Source organism: Aeribacillus sp. FSL W8-0870 (assembly GCF_037963755.1).
GTDB classification, from domain to species: domain Bacteria; phylum Bacillota; class Bacilli; order Bacillales; family Aeribacillaceae; genus Aeribacillus; species Aeribacillus composti.
On record NZ_CP150165.1, the window covers coordinates 1,469,670 to 1,489,084 of the forward strand.

Here is a 19,415-nt window from a genome sequence, read left to right on the forward strand (position 1 = left end):
GGCATCTCTTATTTCATTTTCAGGAGAAATCCCTTCTTCAAGCCATTGTATATAATAAACATTCCCTGAAGTTTTTTTGCCTTCCTAGTTAAGATAATAATTTTATGTCCTTCATTAAGAAGGAACTCAGTCAATTTCTGTCCGATAAATCCTGAACCACCAGCAATAACGATCTTCATTTTATCCCTCCCTCTATAAATGTTCTTTTCAAAATTATTTAAATAATTTCACTAGCATTGCAGTAATTAAATCTGATGATTCAAAATACTAAGAATGTTCAATTTTTTATTGATTTCGAAACAAAAAAATCCTTTACAATGGAAGTACAGGTGGTTCCTGTCCAAATCCAATCGTAAAGGATAACTGTTATGGACAAGAATACACTAATTTCATCATTTGGTAAATGGGTTTCACCCATAAATATTCAAAAACTTAGCGAACAAGTCAAAGAATTGAAACAGGACTATTACACAAAAAAGCTGACAACAGAAGCCTATATTAAACTTTTATTGGTAGCCCAGCTGCTCGAATTTAAGAGCTTAGAGGAAATGAGTGATGCACTTGTAGACGAAGATCTTCAAAAAGCACTCGGATTTGAATCGATAAGTGCCTCTCAGCTATCCCGAAAAAACAATCAGATCAACCCACTAATTCTTGCAAATTTGTTCTTGGATCTTGTTTGGAAAATTCAACGGTACCATTATCAAAACGGAAAGAATATGCCACTGAAAATCATTGATTCAAGTACACTCCCGTTGAATTTGACCCATTATAAATGGGCAAAATTCCGTAAAACAAAAGCTGGTGTAAAGCTACACTTACGGCTCGTTTTCATGGATAAAGACACCGTCTATCCTGAAAAAGCAGTGATTACGACAGCAAAAGAACATGACCGAAATCAACTCGAAGTCCTAGTGGATGATCAAGAAGCCATGTATGTGTTTGACCGCGGTTATGTGGACTATGAACGTTTTGATCGGATGACAGATGATGGCTATTTCTTCGTTTCAAGACTGAAGAAAAACGCAGTCATTCGTGAAGTCTATACATTTTCACTTCCTGATGATTGTCACGTTCTATCCGATAAAATGGTCTACATTGGTACCACACAAAATCGTACTGAAAATGTCTTTCGTCTACTAGAAGTTATGGACACAAAAGGGAACTTACTTCGTTTCATCACCAACCGATTTGATTTAAAACCAGAAGAGATAAGTGATATTTACCGATCTCGCTGGGCTATTGAACTCTTTTTCAAATGGCTCAAGCAACACGTAGAAATTAAGCACTTTTATGGAATGAGTGAAACAGCTATTCAAAATCAAATTTTCTTAGCCCTGATCACGTATTGCTTACATGTTCTCATTCAATTGGAGATGAAAAGTAAGAAATCCCTACTTCGAATTACTCGTTGGTTAAAGAGAGCTCTGTGGAAACCAGCTTATGTTTGGTTGCGAAAATTTGATGGGCGAGCCAGTCCATAATCTCCCTTTTGTCGTTGTCGCTCTGGTTTAACTGTATATATTTACCAAATGGGCAGTGCCACCTTTCTTTAGGTTTTGTCTTTTTGGCACAAATTCACAAAAATTAATTAACAGAAAATTCTAACTATATTTATGCAATGCTAATGAAATAATTTAAAGTAAAAAAATCTAATTCTCTTACTTTTTATGGAAATATTTAAATCTTATTATAGCCTGTTTCCTTAATCACCAAAATTTTAAGACAAATATATGGTATTATTAGGATAAAAATAAAAATTATTTACTTTAAAGAGGTAAAATCATGGTATTAGAGATCATTCCCATTTTATCCGTATTATTGATTGGATTTGCCACTTTTTTTATCCTGAGTGGAAGAAAGAAAAGAAGATTCGCTTCCTTTGTTATTTCTTATTTTAAATGGGGTATTGCTTGTAGCAATGCTAACCTTTTTTGTTAACTACCTTAGGAACACCAATATCTTTTCTAATATTCCAGCTTGGTTTTTCTGGTCTTTAATCATTCTAGGTCTTGTAATCGAGATATTCTGTCTATACAAAAAATATGTTCCTGGTCAGATCATTGCTTCTGCAACTCATTTATTCGTCGTGTTTCCAACAATCTTTTCAATTGGAATCATCTTGTTACTATTAGCTGTAATTGAGTTAATCATAGCAATTATCAATCTAAAAAAAGAAACTATGGATTAGCAAGTTAAATGGAAATAAATAACAATCATCTTTAGATTTCATAAATAAAATAATAAAAAATCGCCCTGTCACCGTGACATTGATATTAACAAGGCGATTTTTTTACCTGACAAGAGGTTAATTTTCTTAAATTAGAGCAGTACTATAACTTAACCAACTTGAACATCCACCACTTGCATAGGTTGAAACATTACCGGATGCACTGCCATTGTAATAAACAGTTATGTTATTCGTATTGTAATATACATAGGTAGTCGGTTGACCTACGCAAAATGCACTATTACGCATAGTTGATTTGGTTTTTGCCTGTGCATTTCTGCCACCAACAAAAGCATGTGAAAGATTGTGGCTGCTTTCACTCCATCCAGTTGCTGTAAGCCATTCTCTTCTATCTCTTGCAGTGTAGGAAGTTACGGAACTACCATTATAATTAAATGTCATCTCGGTTTCTACTTTATTAACTTGAAGATTAATAGGATCGACCCATTTTTCAAAAGATTCGATTTGTCCTTTAAATTCAGGAACTCTCGCTTCCATTTTGCCGAGCTGATCCACTTGTTTTTCAAAGTCCGTTCTTCTAGAAACGCCTTCATTCTCCATGTAGAATTTATAACGGTCACGGGCAGCAACGGCATCTTCATACTCTTGTTTGATGGACTTTGAGAAAAGCATCTTCCCTTTTAGGAACGGGTTATGCTCCAATGGCTTGCTGCTTTTCGTAATTACTTAGATAACCTTCTGCGCGCTCTAAACGTGACCGGTTCTGATCCACACGGTGAATTTCCCCTTGTAGAATGAATATCAAATATTAATCAGTATTCTTGGTATAGGGAAAAATACAGCTGTTCGTTTGATTGGAGAAATAGGCGACATGACACGCTTCGAAAATCATAAGCAACTCAATGCCTATGCAGGAATTGATATAAGGCGTTTTCAATCAGGCACATTGTTTTACAAAGATAAAATCAATAAGCGTGGCAACAGTCATCTGCGCAAAATCCTTTATTTTACGATTCAAAATATGATCCAAAAGCGACGCTTTGGACACAATCATTTTGTAGAATACTACGACAAATTAAAAACGCAACCCTATAACAAATGTCATAAAGTTGCGTCCATCGCATGTGTGAATAAGTTATTGAAGTGCCTCTTCCACCTTATTACACACAATTTAACTTACAATTACGAAATCGCTTCAGTATCTTCGTAATTGTATAGGAAAAGTATAACATGTTTGATCTAGCGAAAAAAGTAAAAATCATTAGGTTTATTTGGTATGCGAAAATCTTTTTTTGGCGGAGGGGGTACCCCTTCCGCCAAAAAAAGATTCATTATCTCAAATAACTATTGATAAACCTCTTGACTAATCGTAAGAAGGGGCTGTCTTAGAAAGTCAAATCGCCATTGAAAACAAAAAATCATAAACACCGATATATCAACGTTTCTATAACATTAATGGGGCGTCTATAAGCCGTAAAAACGACTTATTCAACATCCCCCTCAAAGCAGATTATCGTTGATCAACGGTTTCGTTTTCATAACCATTGACAATAAGGTCTAGTTTTCCAGTATTAGGATCAATAACGAGTCCGTGTACCGGAATATTTTTCGGCATGAGCGGATGGTTTTTAATGATCTCAACGCTTTTTGCGACACTGTCCTCTACCTTGTCAAACCCTTTAAACCATGTTTTCAGTTCGATGCCTGCATTTTCTAATGTTTTAATTGTGTTTTCATCTACGCCGCGTTCTTTCAGCTTGGCAATTAGCTCTTCTGGATTTATTGACGACATGCCGCATTGATGATGGCCGATAACCATTACTTCATCTGCTTGAAGTTCATAGACGGCCACTAAAATGGAACGCATTGTTGAACCGAAAGGGTGTGTCAACACGGCACCTGCATTTTTTACCATTTTGACATCCCCATTTTTAATGTTCAAAGCTTTTGGCAGTAATTCAACAAGCCTTGTGTCCATGCAAGTGAAAATGACAAGATGTTTATTGGGAATGTTAGATGTTTCATATGGTATATACTCTTTATTTTTAACAAAATTTTCGTTGAAGGATAAAATATCGTTTAATACACTCATGTTTTCAACCCTTTCTTTTTATTGACTAAAGTATAAAATTTTTTTATGTTTGGCAAGTCAGAATTCGGCTGTCTAGCCGTTTTTCAGAGATTTCTGGCATTTAACTATAAAGACGAGCCGAGGTCCTTGACATTTATTATACATGATTTGCAGGAGTTTAACGATTTTCTCTATACGAAAACGTTGACTACATAGTTTTTATTTAGTACATTAAAAATAATTTAATGATTAGGAGTGACTACATGATGGAAAATTTAGGGCTAGATTAGGAGGTCTTTTGCCACAATGAAATCTGCATACTCTCCTGCCTCTGAACATCCATCTTTGAAGTTTGGAAACGAACAAATGAATGGGAAATGGAAAACATAAGAAATTTTCTTAAAAAAATAAAACAGTATTGTCAAAAATGAAAGGCTGGCTGTTCATAAAAAAGACAAATTCTAAACTTTCCAGCTGATCAATGGAAGCAATCAATGCAAGAAATTCATTGTAAATTGGCTGGTTAAGACGTAAGTAAAGAATATCATTTTGCTTATATGGAAAATTTTTCATAATAATGAAAATGATTCATAAACAGCTAAAACAGCGTGAGTTTTACTTTGTTGCGCACAAAAACGTGATGAAAAAGTTGTCAAAACAAAGTGTCAAACTCGTAAAGGTGCTTCTGTTCATTTTTCATTTATCATATAATTTTTCTATAGAAAAGAATAATAAGAACAGAAAATAGGAGGTGTATTCCTTACTGATTTTAACCAGTAAGGAGAATATTTGGAAATATTGAATTTAGTGCTTGTGGCGCTTTTAATTGCTCTTACAGCATTTTTTGTTGCTTCTGAATTCGCAATCGTGAAAGTCCGTACTTCTAGAATTGATCAGCTGGTGATGGAAGGAAATAAAAAAGCGATTGCAGCTAAAAAGGTGATCGCTAATTTAGATGAATATTTATCAGCTTGTCAGCTAGGGATTACGATTACTGCATTAGGATTAGGCTGGATTGGCGAACCGACGGTCGAACATTTATTGCATCCAGTTTTTGAATACTTCAACCTGCCTGAATCGGTAACAGCCTTATTATCCTTTGTTGTAGCGTTTTCAGTAGTTACATTTTTGCATGTAGTTGTTGGGGAATTAGCGCCAAAAACTTTCGCGATTCAAATGGCGGAAAAAATTACATTAAGGTTTGCCCGCCCGCTCATTCTTTTTGACAAAATCATGAAACCGTTTATCAAAACGTTAAATGGATCCGCTCGATTGCTGACAGGATTATTTGGATTACAACCAGCTAAGGAGCATGACATTGCCCACTCAGAGGAGGAGCTTCGCATTATTTTGTCCGAAAGCTATAAGAGCGGTGAAATAAACCAATCTGAATATAAATATGTCAACAATATTTTTGAGTTTGACAATCGAATTGCTAAAGAAATCATGGTTCCAAGAACAGAAATTGTCGCTTTTGATAAAGACATGAAATTAAAAGATTGCATTCCCATTGTGATGGAGGAGCATTACACGCGCTATCCCGTATTTAATGGCGATAAAGACAATATGATCGGAATTGTGAACATGAAAGAAGTACTCGCCGATTATGTCAAAGGAATTGATGAAGAGAAAACTGTCAGCGAATATGTTCGGCCAGTCATTCATGTTATTGAAACGATCCCTATCCATGATCTGTTAGTCAAAATGCAAATGGAACGCATCCATATGGCCATTTTGATTGATGAATATGGCGGTACAGCAGGTTTAGTAACAGTCGAAGATATTTTGGAAGAAATCGTTGGGGAAATTCGCGATGAATTTGATGCTGATGAAGTACCGCAAATTAAGAAAATTAATGATTCCAAAACAGTTGTGGATGGAAAAGTTTTGATAGAGGAAGTAAATGATATTTTTGGTCTCCAGATTAAAGAAACCGATGTTGACACGATCGGCGGATGGATTTTGACACAGAAAATGGATGCGAAAGTTGGAGATGAAATTGATTTTGATCAATATTCATTTAAAATTTTAGACATGGATGGGTTTCATGTCAAAACAGTTGAAATTGCTGAAAGAAAGTAATGTAAAATAACTTAGATGTGTACCGATCTTCTCTTATATAAAGGAGGAGGTCGGTTTTTTGCATTCGAATGGTCCATCAATTTTATGATAAAACGCAAGAAAAATTTCATGATCAATTACAGGAACGCTTGCTCGATTGTGCACGAGTTTGGGCAATTTGGAATCTTTCCTTATTGCCGTCTATATATACGGATGGCATTCCTGCTAATGAATACGGATAAGGAGCTCGAATATCATAATTAAAGGGTGTATAAAAAGTGAATCTTATCTGCCAAAGCATAAAGGCGGTAAAGCATCACAACTTTATTTGTTTACATGTATTCGGAAAGGGCATTGTATTGTAAAATTTTTTTGACATGGTTCAATGCTATAATGGAAAAAAAGCTTGCAACAATGATGTATAAAAGAGATAATAAGATTTATAAAATTTTAAAATTTTGCTAGATTATTGGTAGGGGTTGTAGTAAATATGAAAGTTGTAAAATTTGGTGGAACGTCCGTTGCATCAGGACAACAAATTAAAAAAGTGTTCGACATCGTCACATCTGATCCGAAAAGAAAAATTGTCGTTGTTTCGGCTCCTGGCAAAAGATTTAAAGAAGATGTGAAAGTGACCGACTTATTAATAAAGTGCGGGGAAGAATATTTGAACAATGGCAGCGTAAAGGAAACATATGAAGCTGTTGTGAACAGATATGTTGAAATTGCTAAAGAATTAGGATTATCTAATGATATTATTGATCGAATTTCTGCTGATTTGCAAGAAATTTTACATGGGGACAAATCAAATCCTGCCCGTTTTATGGATGCGGTGAAGGCCAGCGGTGAAGATAATAATGCAAAACTGATCACTGCGTATTTTCAATCGCGCGGAGTTGAAGCCCATTATGTGAATCCTAAAGAAGCAGGGCTTATTGTGAGCGATGAACCAGGCAATGCACAAGTGCTGCCGGAAGCCTATGAAAATTTAAAAAAGCTTCGTGATCGCTCAGGAATTCTGATTTTTCCTGGATTTTTCGGCTATTCAAAAGACGGAAAGCTCGTCACCTTTTCACGTGGCGGTTCCGATATAACCGGTTCTATTTTGGCCAACGGGGTCGGAGCGGAAATATATGAAAACTTTACGGACGTAGATGCGGTCTATTCTGTAAATCCAAATTTTGTTGAAAATCCAAAAGAAATTCGGGAGCTTACATATAAAGAAATGCGTGAGTTATCTTACGCTGGCTTTGCAGTATTTCATGACGAAGCACTTATTCCGGCATTCCGTGCAGGAATCCCGGTAAATATTAAAAACACCAATAATCCATCGGCTCCTGGTACAAAAATCGTGCATGAACGAACAGATTCTAACGGTCCTGTCGTAGGTATCGCTAGTGATACCGGTTTTTGCAGCATTTATGTCAATAAATATTTAATGAACAGAGAAATCGGTTTTGGCCGAAGATTGATGCAAATTTTAGAAGATTTTGGGCTGTCATATGAACATACACCTTCTGGAATTGATGACATTTCTGTCATTTTGCGCCAGGATCAGTTTGATTCGGAAACAGAACGGAAAGTTGTAGAGCGGATCAAAAAGGAACTGGAAGTCGATAATATAGAAGTTGCTTATGATTTAGCGGTAATCATGATTGTTGGCGAAGGAATGCGGAAAAATGTCGGAACGATGGCCAGAGCTGCAACAGCGCTTGCAAACAGCGGTGTGAACCTTGAAATGATCAATCAAGGGTCATCAGAAGTGAGCATGATGTTTGGCGTAAAAGGAACGGATGAAAAGAAAGCCGTAAAAGCGTTATATGAAGAGTTTTTTGGGACTAAATAACTTAATCAAAATTGTCCACGCCTGCAGACAAAATGTATTTTCTGTCTGCAGGCTGTTTTTTTTGTTGGAACAGATAAGGTATTTATGGAGATCCGGGACTTTTTTTCTGATGAATGAGTGGCTTTTTCTTTGAAAATAGCAAGTTCATTCTCCATTTCAAAAACGAGCGATTTTACTTTTTGCTTTCTAAAAGGGCAGTCTATTTATTGAAAAACATATGGCGGCTTTACATATGCGGTTTCAAGCGGATTAAAAAAGATTTTGCAGAAAAAGTTATGGTAAACGGACGTATGCCTCTTAAAAAACTAGTGGTCTGAAGCATTGATGATGAAACTAGGTCGATTTTACTATTCTTTAAAAATGATAATTTTGCACCGATATAAATAAAAAAGGGGTTTGGGAAGGGGATCGTAGATCATATGAAAAAGAATAAAACAGTGACAAGGATCACTACTTCCAAAAAGCAAGGCGGATTGAGAAGAAGGCTGCTCAGAAGCTTTGGAATATTAATGCTGCTAACATGTTTAATGGCCGTTATTAATTTTGGGGTAATAAAAAATTTAACAAATCATACGGAAAGCATCATGAAGGAAGATGTAGAAGGACTGATCCAAAACGAGAAAATGCGATACAATATTGCAGAACGCATTTCATTAATAAACCAGTTTCTTCTATATGGGGACCGAGACATTCGTCAAAAATACGAAGAATTGGCAAAACAGAGCAGCGAGATTCAAAAGCAGTTATTGAAATTGAATTCTTCACAGCAAATGAAGGATTTAGTTGCGAAATGCCACCAATGGGAATTGCTTGTCCGACACGAGGTTTTATTCGACTATGATATGGGGAAAAAGAATGATGCTTTAAAGCAAATGAAAGAAAGTGTACAACCGCTTGGGGAAACGATTATTCAAGAATTTGAAAAAGTGACGTCAGATCGACAAAACGATGTAATCAAAAGCGGAAATAATATGATTCAACTTAGCAATCTATCTATCATCGTCATATTAGCTGTTTTGGCCTCCATACTTTTAATCGGTTTCATCATGTCCTTTAAAATGGCTCGTTCCATTACAAATCCTTTGATCAAAATCGCCGGCCAAATGGAGCAAATATCTAAGGGAAATCTAATGTTGGAACCGTTATCAATAAAGTCGAAGGATGAAATCGGCGAATTGATGGAAGCTGTCAACGAAATGGGGAATCAGCTTCGAAAGATCGTGCAAGACATTCATCATGCTTCAGATACTATGTCAAAACAAAGCAGCGATTTGCTTTCTTCCTCTAAAGAGCTAAAAGAAGGAAGCAACCAAATCGCTGCGACAATGCAAGAGCTGTCGGCTGGAGCAGAATCGCAAGCTAATTCTGCCTCAGAGCTTTCTGAAGCAATGGGTATGTACATGGATAAGATTTATCAAATACATAGGAATGGAAAAGAAATGTTTGATAAATCGAGAGAAGTGCTGGAGTTGACGGACAATGGCAGCAAGCTGATGAATCAATCGAAAAAACTTTTTGATTATATGTTTACAGGCATGCAAAGCAATATGAAAAAAATTAAAAAACTTGATGAACGCTCAAAACAAATTTCCAAACTCGTTGAAGTTATTCAATCTATAGCTGATCAAACAAATTTGCTCGCGCTAAATGCAGCGATTGAAGCGGCTCGAGCGGGGGAACATGGAAAAGGATTTGCAGTAGTTGCAGACGAGGTCAGAAAATTGGCTGAACAAGTTTCCAGTTCCGTTGTGGATATTCAAAAAATCGTGGAAGAAGTCCATAGCGAGACGAATAAAGTGACGAAAAGCTTTGAATTAGGATTTCAACAAGTAGAATCGGGAATGGATTCAATGAACGAAACGAGTGCCGCATTTCAACAAATTAAAGAAACGATTAAAGAAATTTCCGAAAGAATCAACAATGCTCAAAATGATTTAACTGACATGTTATCAACGAGCGAATCGATTAATGATTCGATTTCCAACATCGCATCGATTTCGGAAGAGGCGGCTGCAGGTATTGAACAAACATCAGCTTCAGCAGCAACGGCAAATGAGTCAGCGGCAACCATTGCTTCACATGCCGAATCCATGTCAAATCTGGCTGGAGATTTGCAATCTTTAGTGAAAAGGTTTCAAGTTCAATAATCAATTTTTACGAACCGTATGACAAAATAAAAGGATGAATGGACTGTAAAGCGTGCAAGCATATTGCTGCACGCTTTTATTTTTTTCGATAAGAAAAGATTTTGAATGACTGTTTGGTAGAGCGCACTTTTAAAATGACAGCGTTTACATAAACTGTTTTTTCCATTAAAATGAGCATTATAAAATAAAAAAAGGAAAAGGGGATTGGAAATGTTTTTTTCCTATACTCAAGAAGAAATGGAGAGGGCTTTAAACTTGTTTCATACGCTTGCAAAAGCGTATAAAAACGTTTCGGATCACGCCAATCGAGACAGCAAGGAGCATGGTTTGAATCCAACCGAATATGCTGTATTGGAGCTTCTGTACATAAAGGGTCCGCAAAAACTTCAGCAAATCGGGTCAAAACTATTGCTTGTCAGCGGTAATGTAACTTATGTTATTGACAAGCTTGAAAAAAACGGATGGATTTATCGGGAAAAAAATCCGAAAGATAAACGGTCAGTTTATGCAAATTTATCGGAGAAGGGGCGCCAATATTTTGATGAAATATATCCGATCCGCGCCTTAAGGATGGCGAGAGTTTTTTCCGGCCTATCCGAAGAAGAACAAGTGCAATTGATTGAACTGTTAAAAAAAGCTGCAGACTCCAGCAATAGTGTGCTGTTTCGATAATTTTTATGAATGAAATTCTATGTAATTATTGAATAAAGCTATGTTTATACCGATATAAAAAATGAGAACCCATAGTTGAGGAAGTGTTAAAATAATGGATCGCCTTTTTCAACAATTTTATGACCTCATTTTTCAATTTCACCCTGATATGATCGTTTTTTGTGATCCAAGCGGATTGGTCAAGGAAGGCAACAGAATGGCTGCGCATTTTTTGCAAAAGAAAGGTTCGATTTATCATTTTTTTCATTCTTCATCCAGAAAAGAGATTCAGCATCTTTTTGAACAGGTGAGGATAACCGGCGAACCTGCAACTTTTGAGGCAGTTGTTGAGGAAACGCCTTCGTCCATCTTATGCCTTCCTTTATATAGCAATAATTTTTTTTATGGTTATGCGCTGATTATAAGAGATATTTCAAAAGTAAAGGAAGCGGATGAAAAGATTCAATATTTAACGCAATTTGACGATTTGACAAAGCTGCCAAATGAACAAGCTACTTTCAACCGTTTAGAGTATTTATGCCAAACAGAAAAAAATCCTGCTGCAGTTGTGAAGTTTCAAATTAACCGCTATAAATACATAAACGAAATTTTTGGGAAAGATATTAGTAATGAAGTGATTAAGTCATTTGCAAGGCAGTTGAGAAATATTTTTCCCGATACATACTTTATAGGTCGACTGTCAAATGACGAGTTTTTAGTTATTGTTTACAATGTTGTAAATAAAGATGAGATGATTCGTGATATTGTGCATCGTATCAATAAGCTGGAAGATATACTTGTCATCAACGATTTGGAAATTTATTACGACTACAGCATTGGCATCGTGTTTTACCCGGTACATGGAAGAACGCCGAAAACTTTAATTAAAAATAGTGAAATTGCTATCAAAATGGGGAAAGAAAAAAACGAGCGCATTGCCCAATTTAATAATCATAACAGCAAATCGATCGAACGAAGAATTTTTATAGAAAATGAGCTTTACAAAGCTGTGAAAAAAAGAGAATTATGTTTATATTATCAACCGATCGTCGATACAAAAGAAAAAAAAATTACCGGCTTTGAAATGCTGCTCAGATGGAAACATAAAGAGCTTGGGATGATTCCCCCTTCAGAATTTATACCGATTGCGGAAGATACAGGGCTTATCGTAGAAATCGGCAAATGGAGCATGGAAAAAGCTTGCCAGCAATTAAAGGAATGGAGAGATAAGGGCTTCCGTGACTTGAAAATCAGTGTCAATTTATCTATTAAACAATTTTACCAGCATGATGTTGTGAAAATGATTACGGATTACTTGACGATGTATGAAATTCCGCCTGAATGCTTTGAGCTTGAATTTACCGAAACCGTCCCAATGTACAATTTTGAATGGTTTTTGGAAATCATCCGCAAGTTAAAGAAACTAAATATAGGTCTGAGCATCGATGATTTCGGAACAGGCTATAGTTCGCTCAGCTATTTAACGAAGCTGAAGCTGGATAAAATTAAAATTGACCGTTCTTTTATTCAAAACATTTATTTAGAGCACGACCACAATGTCGTTGTAAAAACGATCATTGCTCTAGCGCAAAATTTGAAGCTTTCCATCGTAGCGGAAGGCGTCGAAAAAAAAGAACAAGTATTTTTTCTGAATCGCCACCATTGTTTTCAAATGCAAGGTTTTTATTTCAGCAAGCCTGTTTCATCTGATGAAGCATTCCAACTTTTGCAAAATTGGCCTGAAAAGAAAAAGCAATTGTTCATTTGAAAATCTTGATCGTCGGATTTCGATTGATTGCTCTTAAAAAAACATTCTGCTTTTAACAGGTGAAACCGGCAATTTTGCCGGTTTCAACGAACGAATTAGCTCTGGCTTTTTTGAAAAAGCCGAAATGTAATATTTACCATCCCCACCAAGATGCTCCGACAATAATGAGAAGAATGAACAGAACGACGATTAACGCAAAGCCTCCGCCGTATCCTCCAGATACTCCAGACATATGAAAACCTCCTTGTGAAATGTTTTATTTCAGTTATAAACTATGCTGAAGAAGCTCAAGTTGTATAGGCGGTTTTCATAATAAATGCTCGACGATGGCCTTAATTTTTTCATGCTGATCGATGGAAAAATAATGTTTCATTGGACAAATACCTGATTTTACCCTGTTGATGCAGTAGTCCATTGTAAAAGATTCAGCATCAAGCTGTTCATTGACTTCATTCCAATGAAGCGGAGCGGCAACCGTTCCATTTTCGACTCCTCTGACGGAATAAGGTGAAATGATCGTTTTTCCCTCTGCATGCTGTAAAAAGTCAATATAAAGGCGGCTGCCCCGGTTTTTCTTCAAGCGTTCAATCGTAAATTCGTTCGGATGCTGTTCGGCTAAATAATTAGCGAAAAAAGACGTAAACCGCCTCGTTTCCTCATATGAGAAAATGTTGGTGCCGATCGGAATATGAACTTGAATTCCTTTGTTTCCGGAAAGCTTTGGAAAGGAGGCAATCTCAAACCGATCTAAACATTCCTTCAGCTTGTTTGCAGCATAAACAGCCAAATGAAATTCGTTTTTCGACGGCGGATCTAAATCAAATACAATTTCTGCCGGCTGTTTCTCCTTCCACGTATTAAAGGGGATATGAAATTCAATTGCGAGCTGGTTGCCAAGCCACATAAGCGTTTTTTTATCATTGCAAATGATATAATGAATCCCGTCGATTGTTTTTGTCTGAATAAATTCCGGGGCATAATCAGGACAATTTTTTTGAAAAAATGCTTCTCCCAACAAACCGTGCGGATAGCGGATCACCGTTAAGGGGCGGTCTTTTAAAAATGGAAGCATATAATCGGATATTTCCAATAAATAAAGCAAAAAATCTTGTTTTTGTATATCATGTTTCGGCCAAAGAGGTTTTTCAATATGTGTGACAGCAACATCTTTGACATTGGCTTCAGCCATTTTCAGCTGCAAAAAAGTGCAGTCTGTCCAATCATGTTCCAATGCAAAGGAATGGAAAGAAGGTTCTCTTAAACTGCCGCTGTCAATGGAAAGAAACCGTACTTTCATGCAAATGGCCGGCTCTATAGTATATAGGTGGTTTTCCTTTTTTCCTTTCTTTTTTATAATCTCCAACAACGCTTGTTTTTGGTTGTCAGGCATACCGTGAGAAAAAACGCCGGCTTGCACAATTGCTCCTTTATGATGAACAGAAATATGCATGTAGCCGTTGTTTGAATCAAATCCAGTGACAAAAAAGAGCGCTTCTTTAAAGTTTTTGATTTTCAGCCATTGTGATGTTCTTTTCTTGTTCTCATATGTGCTTAACATATGTTTGCAAACAACGCCTTCTCCTTCATGCTGGACAATTTTTTCCCATAATTGGGAAAACTGATGATATGCTTGAATCATTTGGATCGGGACCGGATTCTCTGGACTAACATGCAGCGGTAAACCGAGTTGTTGAAATACGGAGGATAGTAGTTCTTTTCGGCTGGAAAGGGGTTTTTTTGTTATATCCTCTCCTTGCAGCAAAAGTATATCGAAAACGAGAAGCTGATATGCTTCGGTCGTTTCATCGCTTTTTCTTTTCCATTTTCTTTTTAAAGAGGCAACATCAGCGGAAAAAGCTGTTTTGAGCATAACAAGCTCTCCGTCCAAAACAAGCGGAAAAAAAGGACGCCATTTTTCTATTTGTCTTTCGATAAAATGTTTAATTTCCGGGAACGATGGGGATAAATCGTTTCCATTTCGGCTCATGAGAGAAATACGGTCTTCGTCCGCTTGCAATATCGCGCGAAAACCATCATATTTTGGCTCATATAGCCATTGCTCCCCTTCCGGAATATGGAAAGATAATGTCGGCATCATCGGTTGCATAGTGTTCACCCTTAAAGATTGGAGGATAGATTTGTGAAAAATGCAGTTTTTTTAGACAGAGACGGCGTTGTAAATGAAGTGATGACCAATCGTGTCCGTTTCGTAAATAAGCCTGAAGATTTTTATTTGCTAAAAGGAGCAGCTGAAGCTGTTGCGCTTTTGAACAGATCCAATTTTGACGTTTTCGTCGTCACAAATCAGGGCGGAATCGGATTAGGATACATGTCAGAAAAAATGCTCCACAAAATCCATGAAAAAATGGTTCGTGAAATTGAAAAAAAAGGCGGAACGATTAAAGAGGTTGCCTATTGTCCCCACGCACCTAAAGAAGGCTGCGCCTGCCGTAAGCCGGAGCCGAAGATGATTGTTGATTTGGCAAAGAAATATAACATCAATATAGAGAACAGTTATATGATTGGCGATCGTGAAGTAGATATCGCTGCCGGAAAGGCTGCAGGAGCTAAAACGATATTAGTAGGCAGCCGCCATCAAGAAAAAATAGCTGATTTTCATTTTCCGGATTTGCTGTCGGCCGCCCGCTTTATTGTCCGGCAAAGCTAAGCTTTTTTGCGGGTCGTTTTCGTTTTTTTGCCTGCTGCACCGCTTTTTTCTTCTCCCTTTTTATTTAATGATTTTGAGCGTTCGATGCTTGCCTCAAGCGCACTCATTAAATCGACCACGTTCTTTTTTGGAGACGGTTCAGCCGTTTTTGTTTCGTTTTGCTGTACTTTTTCTTCAATTTTTTCTTGAATCCGTAAACGGTATTCATCTTGATATTTCTCCGGTTGGAACGTTGTTGTCAGCTGATCGATAAGCAGCATGGCAGCGTCCAGCTCTTTTTTTTCAATATTGGTATTTTGAGGAACCCCGGGAACGTCACGGGCGTTTCGCACTTCATCTGGATAATGAATTGTTTCCATTAAAATGACGTCCTCATATGTCCGGATGACAGCCAATTGTTGTTTAGAGCGCATTGAAATCTTTCCAATTCCAATCTTCCCTGATTGTTTCAATGCTTCACGAAGCAATGCATACACTTTTTGTCCGTTTTCGCCTGGACCGATATAATATGACCGGTTAAAATAAATCGGATCAATTTCCGGCAAATTCACGAAATCGACGATTTCAACCGTTTTGTCTTCATTTTCTTCCTTCAGAGCTGCTAATTCCTCATCTGTTAAAATAATGAATTTGCCTTGTACATATTCGAACCCTTTCACAATGTCATCGTTGCCAACTTCTTCGTCGCAGTTTGGACAACGTTTTGCGTATTGAATTGGGGTATGGCATTTTTTGTGAAGCTGACGAAATTTCATATCCTTGTCTTCTGTAGCAGAAAACAGTTTGACCGGGATGTTGACGAGCCCGAAGGATATGGAACCTTTCCACATCGTATGCATATTCATTCCGCCTTTCCGTAAGTTACCTTTTCTTTCTCTTTATTTTTAGCGAAAGGATCAGAATGATTTGTGTTAAAAAATGTAAGTTACATACTCGAAAAACGGTTCATACAAATTCCGAAAAAAGAAAAAATCGGCAATTTGCCGATTTTACGGTTGAACCAATTATTTTTTTTCATTTTTTTCTTCTTCGTCAAGAATTCCTTTTGTAGCCAGCTTGAATTCCCGCAGCGTTTTTCCTGCTGCTTTTCCAAGCTCCGGAAGCTTGCTCGGTCCAAAAAGCAAAAGTGCAACGAAAATGATTAAAATAAATTCTGTCCAACCAATTCCCATGTTCTATTCCTCCTAAAAAATGTTCCATTTCATGCCGTTATGCAATCGGAACATGAACAAATAAAACTTATGAAACATCATCCAACATCATTTTACCCTAAACAATATGAAAAATGAAGCATTTGGACGAACATGGGAAAGGATAAAATGTTTGTATTATTTACAAAAGTCTATTTTAAGGCTGTTTTCCGCTAAAATCAGCCTGAGCTTGTGCAATTAAACGCTTTGTCATTTCTCCTCCAACAGATCCGTTTGCGCGTGAGGTAGTATTTGAACCAAGGTGGACACCAAACTCTTGCGCGATTTCCATTTTAAATTGTTCAAGAGCTTGTTCAACTCCTGGAACAATTAATTGATTTCGCCTTGCCATTCGAATTCAACTCCTTTTTGCCTGTTTACGCATAGTTTGCAAAAAAGAAGTGATCTGATGTGTGGAACTTGTTGGTTAAAAATAAACAATGTAGTTGACCGTAAAATGTTGATATTGGTATGAATTTACCAGCATATAAAAGGAAATGTAAGAAAACTATATAAAAAAACTATTCAGTACAAGCTGACCATTAAATATAAGAGATATCCGCTATATACCGCGTTTGTATCCATCAAGAAAAATTAGTTATACTTATAAAGCAACGAATCGTTCGGGTTTACATATTTTTATTATGAGCTATTAAAGCTTAGTATGACAATTTTATCGGCGTATTATTTTGAAAATATTGAATTTTATAAAAAGGGGTGAAAAAATGCCGATCATTGAGGTGAAAAATTTAACAAAAATTTTTGGTAAAAACCCCGCTCAAGCATTGAAGCTATTAGATGAAGGATTTTCAAAGCATGAAATTTTACAAAAAACCGGACATACAGTGGGAGTGAATCGCGCTTCCTTTTCCGTTGAGGCTGGAGAAATTTTCGTCATTATGGGGTTGTCTGGAAGCGGCAAATCCACATTGATAAGATTGCTCAACCGGTTGATTGAACCGACTAAAGGAAGCATTTTTATCGACGGGGACAATTTATCAAAAATGGATAAAAAATCATTGCGAGAGGTGCGGAGAAAAAAAATCAGCATGGTTTTTCAACGATTTGCCCTATTTCCGCACCGAACGGTTTTAGAAAATGCAGAATTCGGACTTGAAATTCAAAAGGTCCCAAAAGAAGAACGAAGGGAGAAGGCAATCAAAGCGCTTGAAATGGTCGGATTAGGACAATATTTGGAGCAAAAGCCTAATCAGCTGTCAGGCGGAATGCAGCAGCGCGTAGGACTTGCGAGAGCATTGGCAAATGATCCTGAAGTGCTGTTAATGGATGAGGCCTTTTCAGCCTTGGATCCGCTTATCCGAAAAGAAATGCAGGATGAATTGCTCGATCTTCAAGGGACGATGAAGAAAACCATTATATTTATTACACATGATTTAGATGAGGCTTTGCGGCTTGGAGACCGGATTGCCTTAATGAAAGACGGAGCGATTGTTCAAATCGGTACGCCCGAAGAGATTTTAATGAATCCGGCAAACGACTATGTCGAAAAATTCGTTGAAGATGTAGACAGATCGAAAATATTGACGGCGCAGCATATTATGAAACGGCCCGAAACGATCAATATTGAAAAGCATGGACCGCGTGTTGCATTGGAAAGAATGAGAGAAGAAGGGATATCCACCATTTTCGTTGTTGACAGCAAACGGAATTTAAAAGGTTATGTAACAGCTGATGATGCATCAGAAGCAAGAAAAAAAGATGTTCGTGATATTGAAGAAATATTGCGGACAAATGTTCCGAAGGTTGAAAAGGACACACCAATGTATGATATTTTTACGGTCATCCACGACTCGCCGATACCAGTAGCAGTGGTCGAAAAGGAAAAATTAATAGGGATTATCGTTCGCGGGTCAGTCATCGCGGCTCTTGCAGGTGAAAGCGAGGTGAGCACAAACAGTGCTGAATAATGTGTTGGATTTTGTTCCGAAAATTCCAGTTGCGGAAAAGATCAAACAATTTACGGACTGGGTGACAAATTCTTTTTCGTTTTTGTTTGATCCGTTAAAAAAATATTTTGAGGATTTAATGGAATATGTGGCGGATTTGTTGGGGGCTGTGCCGCCTGTTCTAGTCATATTGATCGTTGCCGTTATTGCCTTTTTTATAAGCGGAAAAAAGTTTGGCCTGCCGGCATTTTCCATCGTCGGCCTTTGGTTTATTTACAACCAAGAGCTTTGGGATCATTTAATAAGTACATTTACTTTAGTTTTGATCGCAAGTTTATTATCCGTCATCATCGGTATTCCAATAGGTATTTTAATGTCTAAAAGCAGAACAGCGGAAGCAATGATTACTCCTATCTTGGATTTTATGCAAACGATGCCTGCATTTGTCTACTTAATACCTGCCGTTGCTTTTTTTGGCATCGGCATGGTGCCGGGAGTGTTTGCATCATTAATTTTCGCGACACCTCCTACCGTTCGTTTTACGAATTTAGGAATTCGCCAGGTGCCGAAAGAATTGATTGAAGCTTCTGATGCATTCGGTAGCACAGCAGTTCAAAAACTATTTAAAGTAGAACTGCCGATGGCGAGAGCCACAATTATGGCCGGAATCAATCAAACCGTCATGCTGGCATTATCAATGGTTGTCATTGCCTCGATGATTGGAGCGCCGGGACTTGGAAGAAACGTGTTATCCGCTTTGCAGCGCGCTCAAATTGGTCCCGGATTTGTTGCAGGTATCGGTATTGTCATATTAGCCATCATTATCGACCGCTTCACTCAAAGCATGAACAAGAAGCATGATCATGTATAGCAAGTTGGTCTCTTTTCGAATTGAAAAATTAAAAAGGAGTTTTG

The 19,415-nt window shown here is 37.2% G+C and carries 17 protein-coding genes and 1 pseudogene; 10 read left to right on the forward strand and 8 right to left on the reverse strand.

The window, feature by feature from the left end:
• Positions 1 to 8: 8 nt before the first annotated feature.
• On the reverse strand, positions 9 to 179 hold the full coding sequence (locus NSU02_RS07095) for an NAD-dependent epimerase/dehydratase family protein (protein WP_339194982.1): 171 nt from the start codon (positions 177 to 179) through the stop codon (positions 9 to 11).
• Positions 180 to 368: 189 nt separating this feature from the next.
• Here NSU02_RS07095 and NSU02_RS07100 point away from each other — a divergent pair, with 189 nt between their 5' ends.
• Positions 369 to 1,484, forward strand: a complete 1,116-nt coding sequence (locus NSU02_RS07100; RefSeq protein ID WP_339193538.1) for an IS4 family transposase — start codon at positions 369 to 371, stop codon at positions 1,482 to 1,484.
• Positions 1,485 to 2,317: 833 nt separating this feature from the next.
• On the opposite strand, the gene NSU02_RS07105 is transcribed toward NSU02_RS07100, so the two are convergent.
• Positions 2,318 to 2,893 (reverse strand): hypothetical protein, encoded by a 576-nt coding sequence (locus NSU02_RS07105; protein WP_339194985.1) that lies wholly within the window; start codon positions 2,891 to 2,893, stop codon positions 2,318 to 2,320.
• Between the two features lie 94 nt (positions 2,894 to 2,987).
• On the opposite strand from NSU02_RS07105, the pseudogene NSU02_RS07110 reads away from it, so the two are divergent.
• Positions 2,988 to 3,401, forward strand: a pseudogene (locus NSU02_RS07110) (transposase); the annotation flags it as partial.
• Positions 3,402 to 3,701: 300 nt separating this feature from the next.
• On the opposite strand, the gene NSU02_RS07115 reads toward NSU02_RS07110, so the two are convergent.
• Entirely contained in the window at positions 3,702 to 4,283 is a 582-nt protein-coding gene (locus tag NSU02_RS07115; RefSeq protein ID WP_066250848.1) for a carbonic anhydrase, read from the reverse strand.
• Between the two features lie 768 nt (positions 4,284 to 5,051).
• Here NSU02_RS07115 and NSU02_RS07120 point away from each other — a divergent pair.
• From NSU02_RS07120 to NSU02_RS07140, 5 genes are all read left to right on the forward strand, one after another.
• Complete coding sequence (locus tag NSU02_RS07120) at positions 5,052 to 6,344, forward strand: hemolysin family protein (protein ID WP_144598471.1); 1,293 nt, start codon at positions 5,052 to 5,054, stop codon at positions 6,342 to 6,344.
• 469 nt (positions 6,345 to 6,813) lie between these two features.
• Positions 6,814 to 8,169 (forward strand): aspartate kinase, encoded by a 1,356-nt coding sequence (locus tag NSU02_RS07125; protein WP_339194988.1) that lies wholly within the window; start codon positions 6,814 to 6,816, stop codon positions 8,167 to 8,169.
• 419 nt (positions 8,170 to 8,588) lie between these two features.
• Positions 8,589 to 10,316, forward strand: coding sequence for a methyl-accepting chemotaxis protein (locus NSU02_RS07130; RefSeq protein ID WP_339194990.1), 1,728 nt, complete (start codon positions 8,589 to 8,591; stop codon positions 10,314 to 10,316).
• 210 nt (positions 10,317 to 10,526) lie between these two features.
• Positions 10,527 to 10,988, forward strand: a complete 462-nt coding sequence (locus tag NSU02_RS07135; protein WP_063389390.1) for a MarR family transcriptional regulator — start codon at positions 10,527 to 10,529, stop codon at positions 10,986 to 10,988.
• Between the two features lie 94 nt (positions 10,989 to 11,082).
• Positions 11,083 to 12,735: a bifunctional diguanylate cyclase/phosphodiesterase gene (locus NSU02_RS07140; RefSeq protein ID WP_339194993.1), complete on the forward strand. Its 1,653-nt coding sequence runs from the start codon at positions 11,083 to 11,085 to the stop codon at positions 12,733 to 12,735.
• A gap of 133 nt (positions 12,736 to 12,868) precedes the next feature.
• On the opposite strand, the gene NSU02_RS07145 is transcribed toward NSU02_RS07140, so the two are convergent.
• Positions 12,869 to 12,967, reverse strand: a complete 99-nt coding sequence (locus NSU02_RS07145) for a YjcZ family sporulation protein (protein ID WP_063389388.1) — start codon at positions 12,965 to 12,967, stop codon at positions 12,869 to 12,871.
• 75 nt (positions 12,968 to 13,042) lie between these two features.
• Complete coding sequence (locus NSU02_RS07150; protein WP_339194996.1) at positions 13,043 to 14,842, reverse strand: DNA ligase D; 1,800 nt, start codon at positions 14,840 to 14,842, stop codon at positions 13,043 to 13,045.
• A gap of 33 nt (positions 14,843 to 14,875) precedes the next feature.
• Here NSU02_RS07150 and NSU02_RS07155 point away from each other — a divergent pair, with 33 nt between their 5' ends.
• Positions 14,876 to 15,403: an HAD family hydrolase gene (locus NSU02_RS07155; protein WP_063389386.1), complete on the forward strand. Its 528-nt coding sequence runs from the start codon at positions 14,876 to 14,878 to the stop codon at positions 15,401 to 15,403.
• Here NSU02_RS07155 and NSU02_RS07160 read toward each other — a convergent pair.
• The 3 genes from NSU02_RS07160 to NSU02_RS07170 form a co-directional block, all read right to left on the reverse strand.
• Positions 15,400 to 16,242 (reverse strand): Ku protein, encoded by an 843-nt coding sequence (locus NSU02_RS07160; RefSeq protein WP_066250830.1) that lies wholly within the window; start codon positions 16,240 to 16,242, stop codon positions 15,400 to 15,402. The genes NSU02_RS07155 and NSU02_RS07160 overlap by 4 nt on opposite strands.
• A 165-nt stretch (positions 16,243 to 16,407) precedes the next feature.
• Positions 16,408 to 16,575, reverse strand: a complete 168-nt coding sequence (locus NSU02_RS07165) for a twin-arginine translocase TatA/TatE family subunit (RefSeq protein ID WP_063389384.1) — start codon at positions 16,573 to 16,575, stop codon at positions 16,408 to 16,410.
• 175 nt (positions 16,576 to 16,750) lie between these two features.
• The gene (locus tag NSU02_RS07170; RefSeq protein ID WP_063389383.1) at positions 16,751 to 16,945 is read right to left on the reverse strand and encodes an alpha/beta-type small acid-soluble spore protein; all 195 of its coding nucleotides are present in this window, start codon (positions 16,943 to 16,945) and stop codon (positions 16,751 to 16,753) included.
• Between the two features lie 373 nt (positions 16,946 to 17,318).
• On the opposite strand from NSU02_RS07170, the gene NSU02_RS07175 reads away from it, so the two are divergent.
• Both NSU02_RS07175 and NSU02_RS07180 read left to right on the forward strand, forming a co-directional pair.
• Positions 17,319 to 18,521, forward strand: coding sequence for a glycine betaine/L-proline ABC transporter ATP-binding protein (locus NSU02_RS07175; RefSeq protein WP_339195000.1), 1,203 nt, complete (start codon positions 17,319 to 17,321; stop codon positions 18,519 to 18,521).
• Entirely contained in the window at positions 18,511 to 19,371 is an 861-nt protein-coding gene (locus NSU02_RS07180; protein WP_277986810.1) for a proline/glycine betaine ABC transporter permease, read from the forward strand. The genes NSU02_RS07175 and NSU02_RS07180 overlap by 11 nt, the downstream gene beginning before the upstream one ends.
• The last annotated feature ends 44 nt before the right edge of the window (positions 19,372 to 19,415 follow it).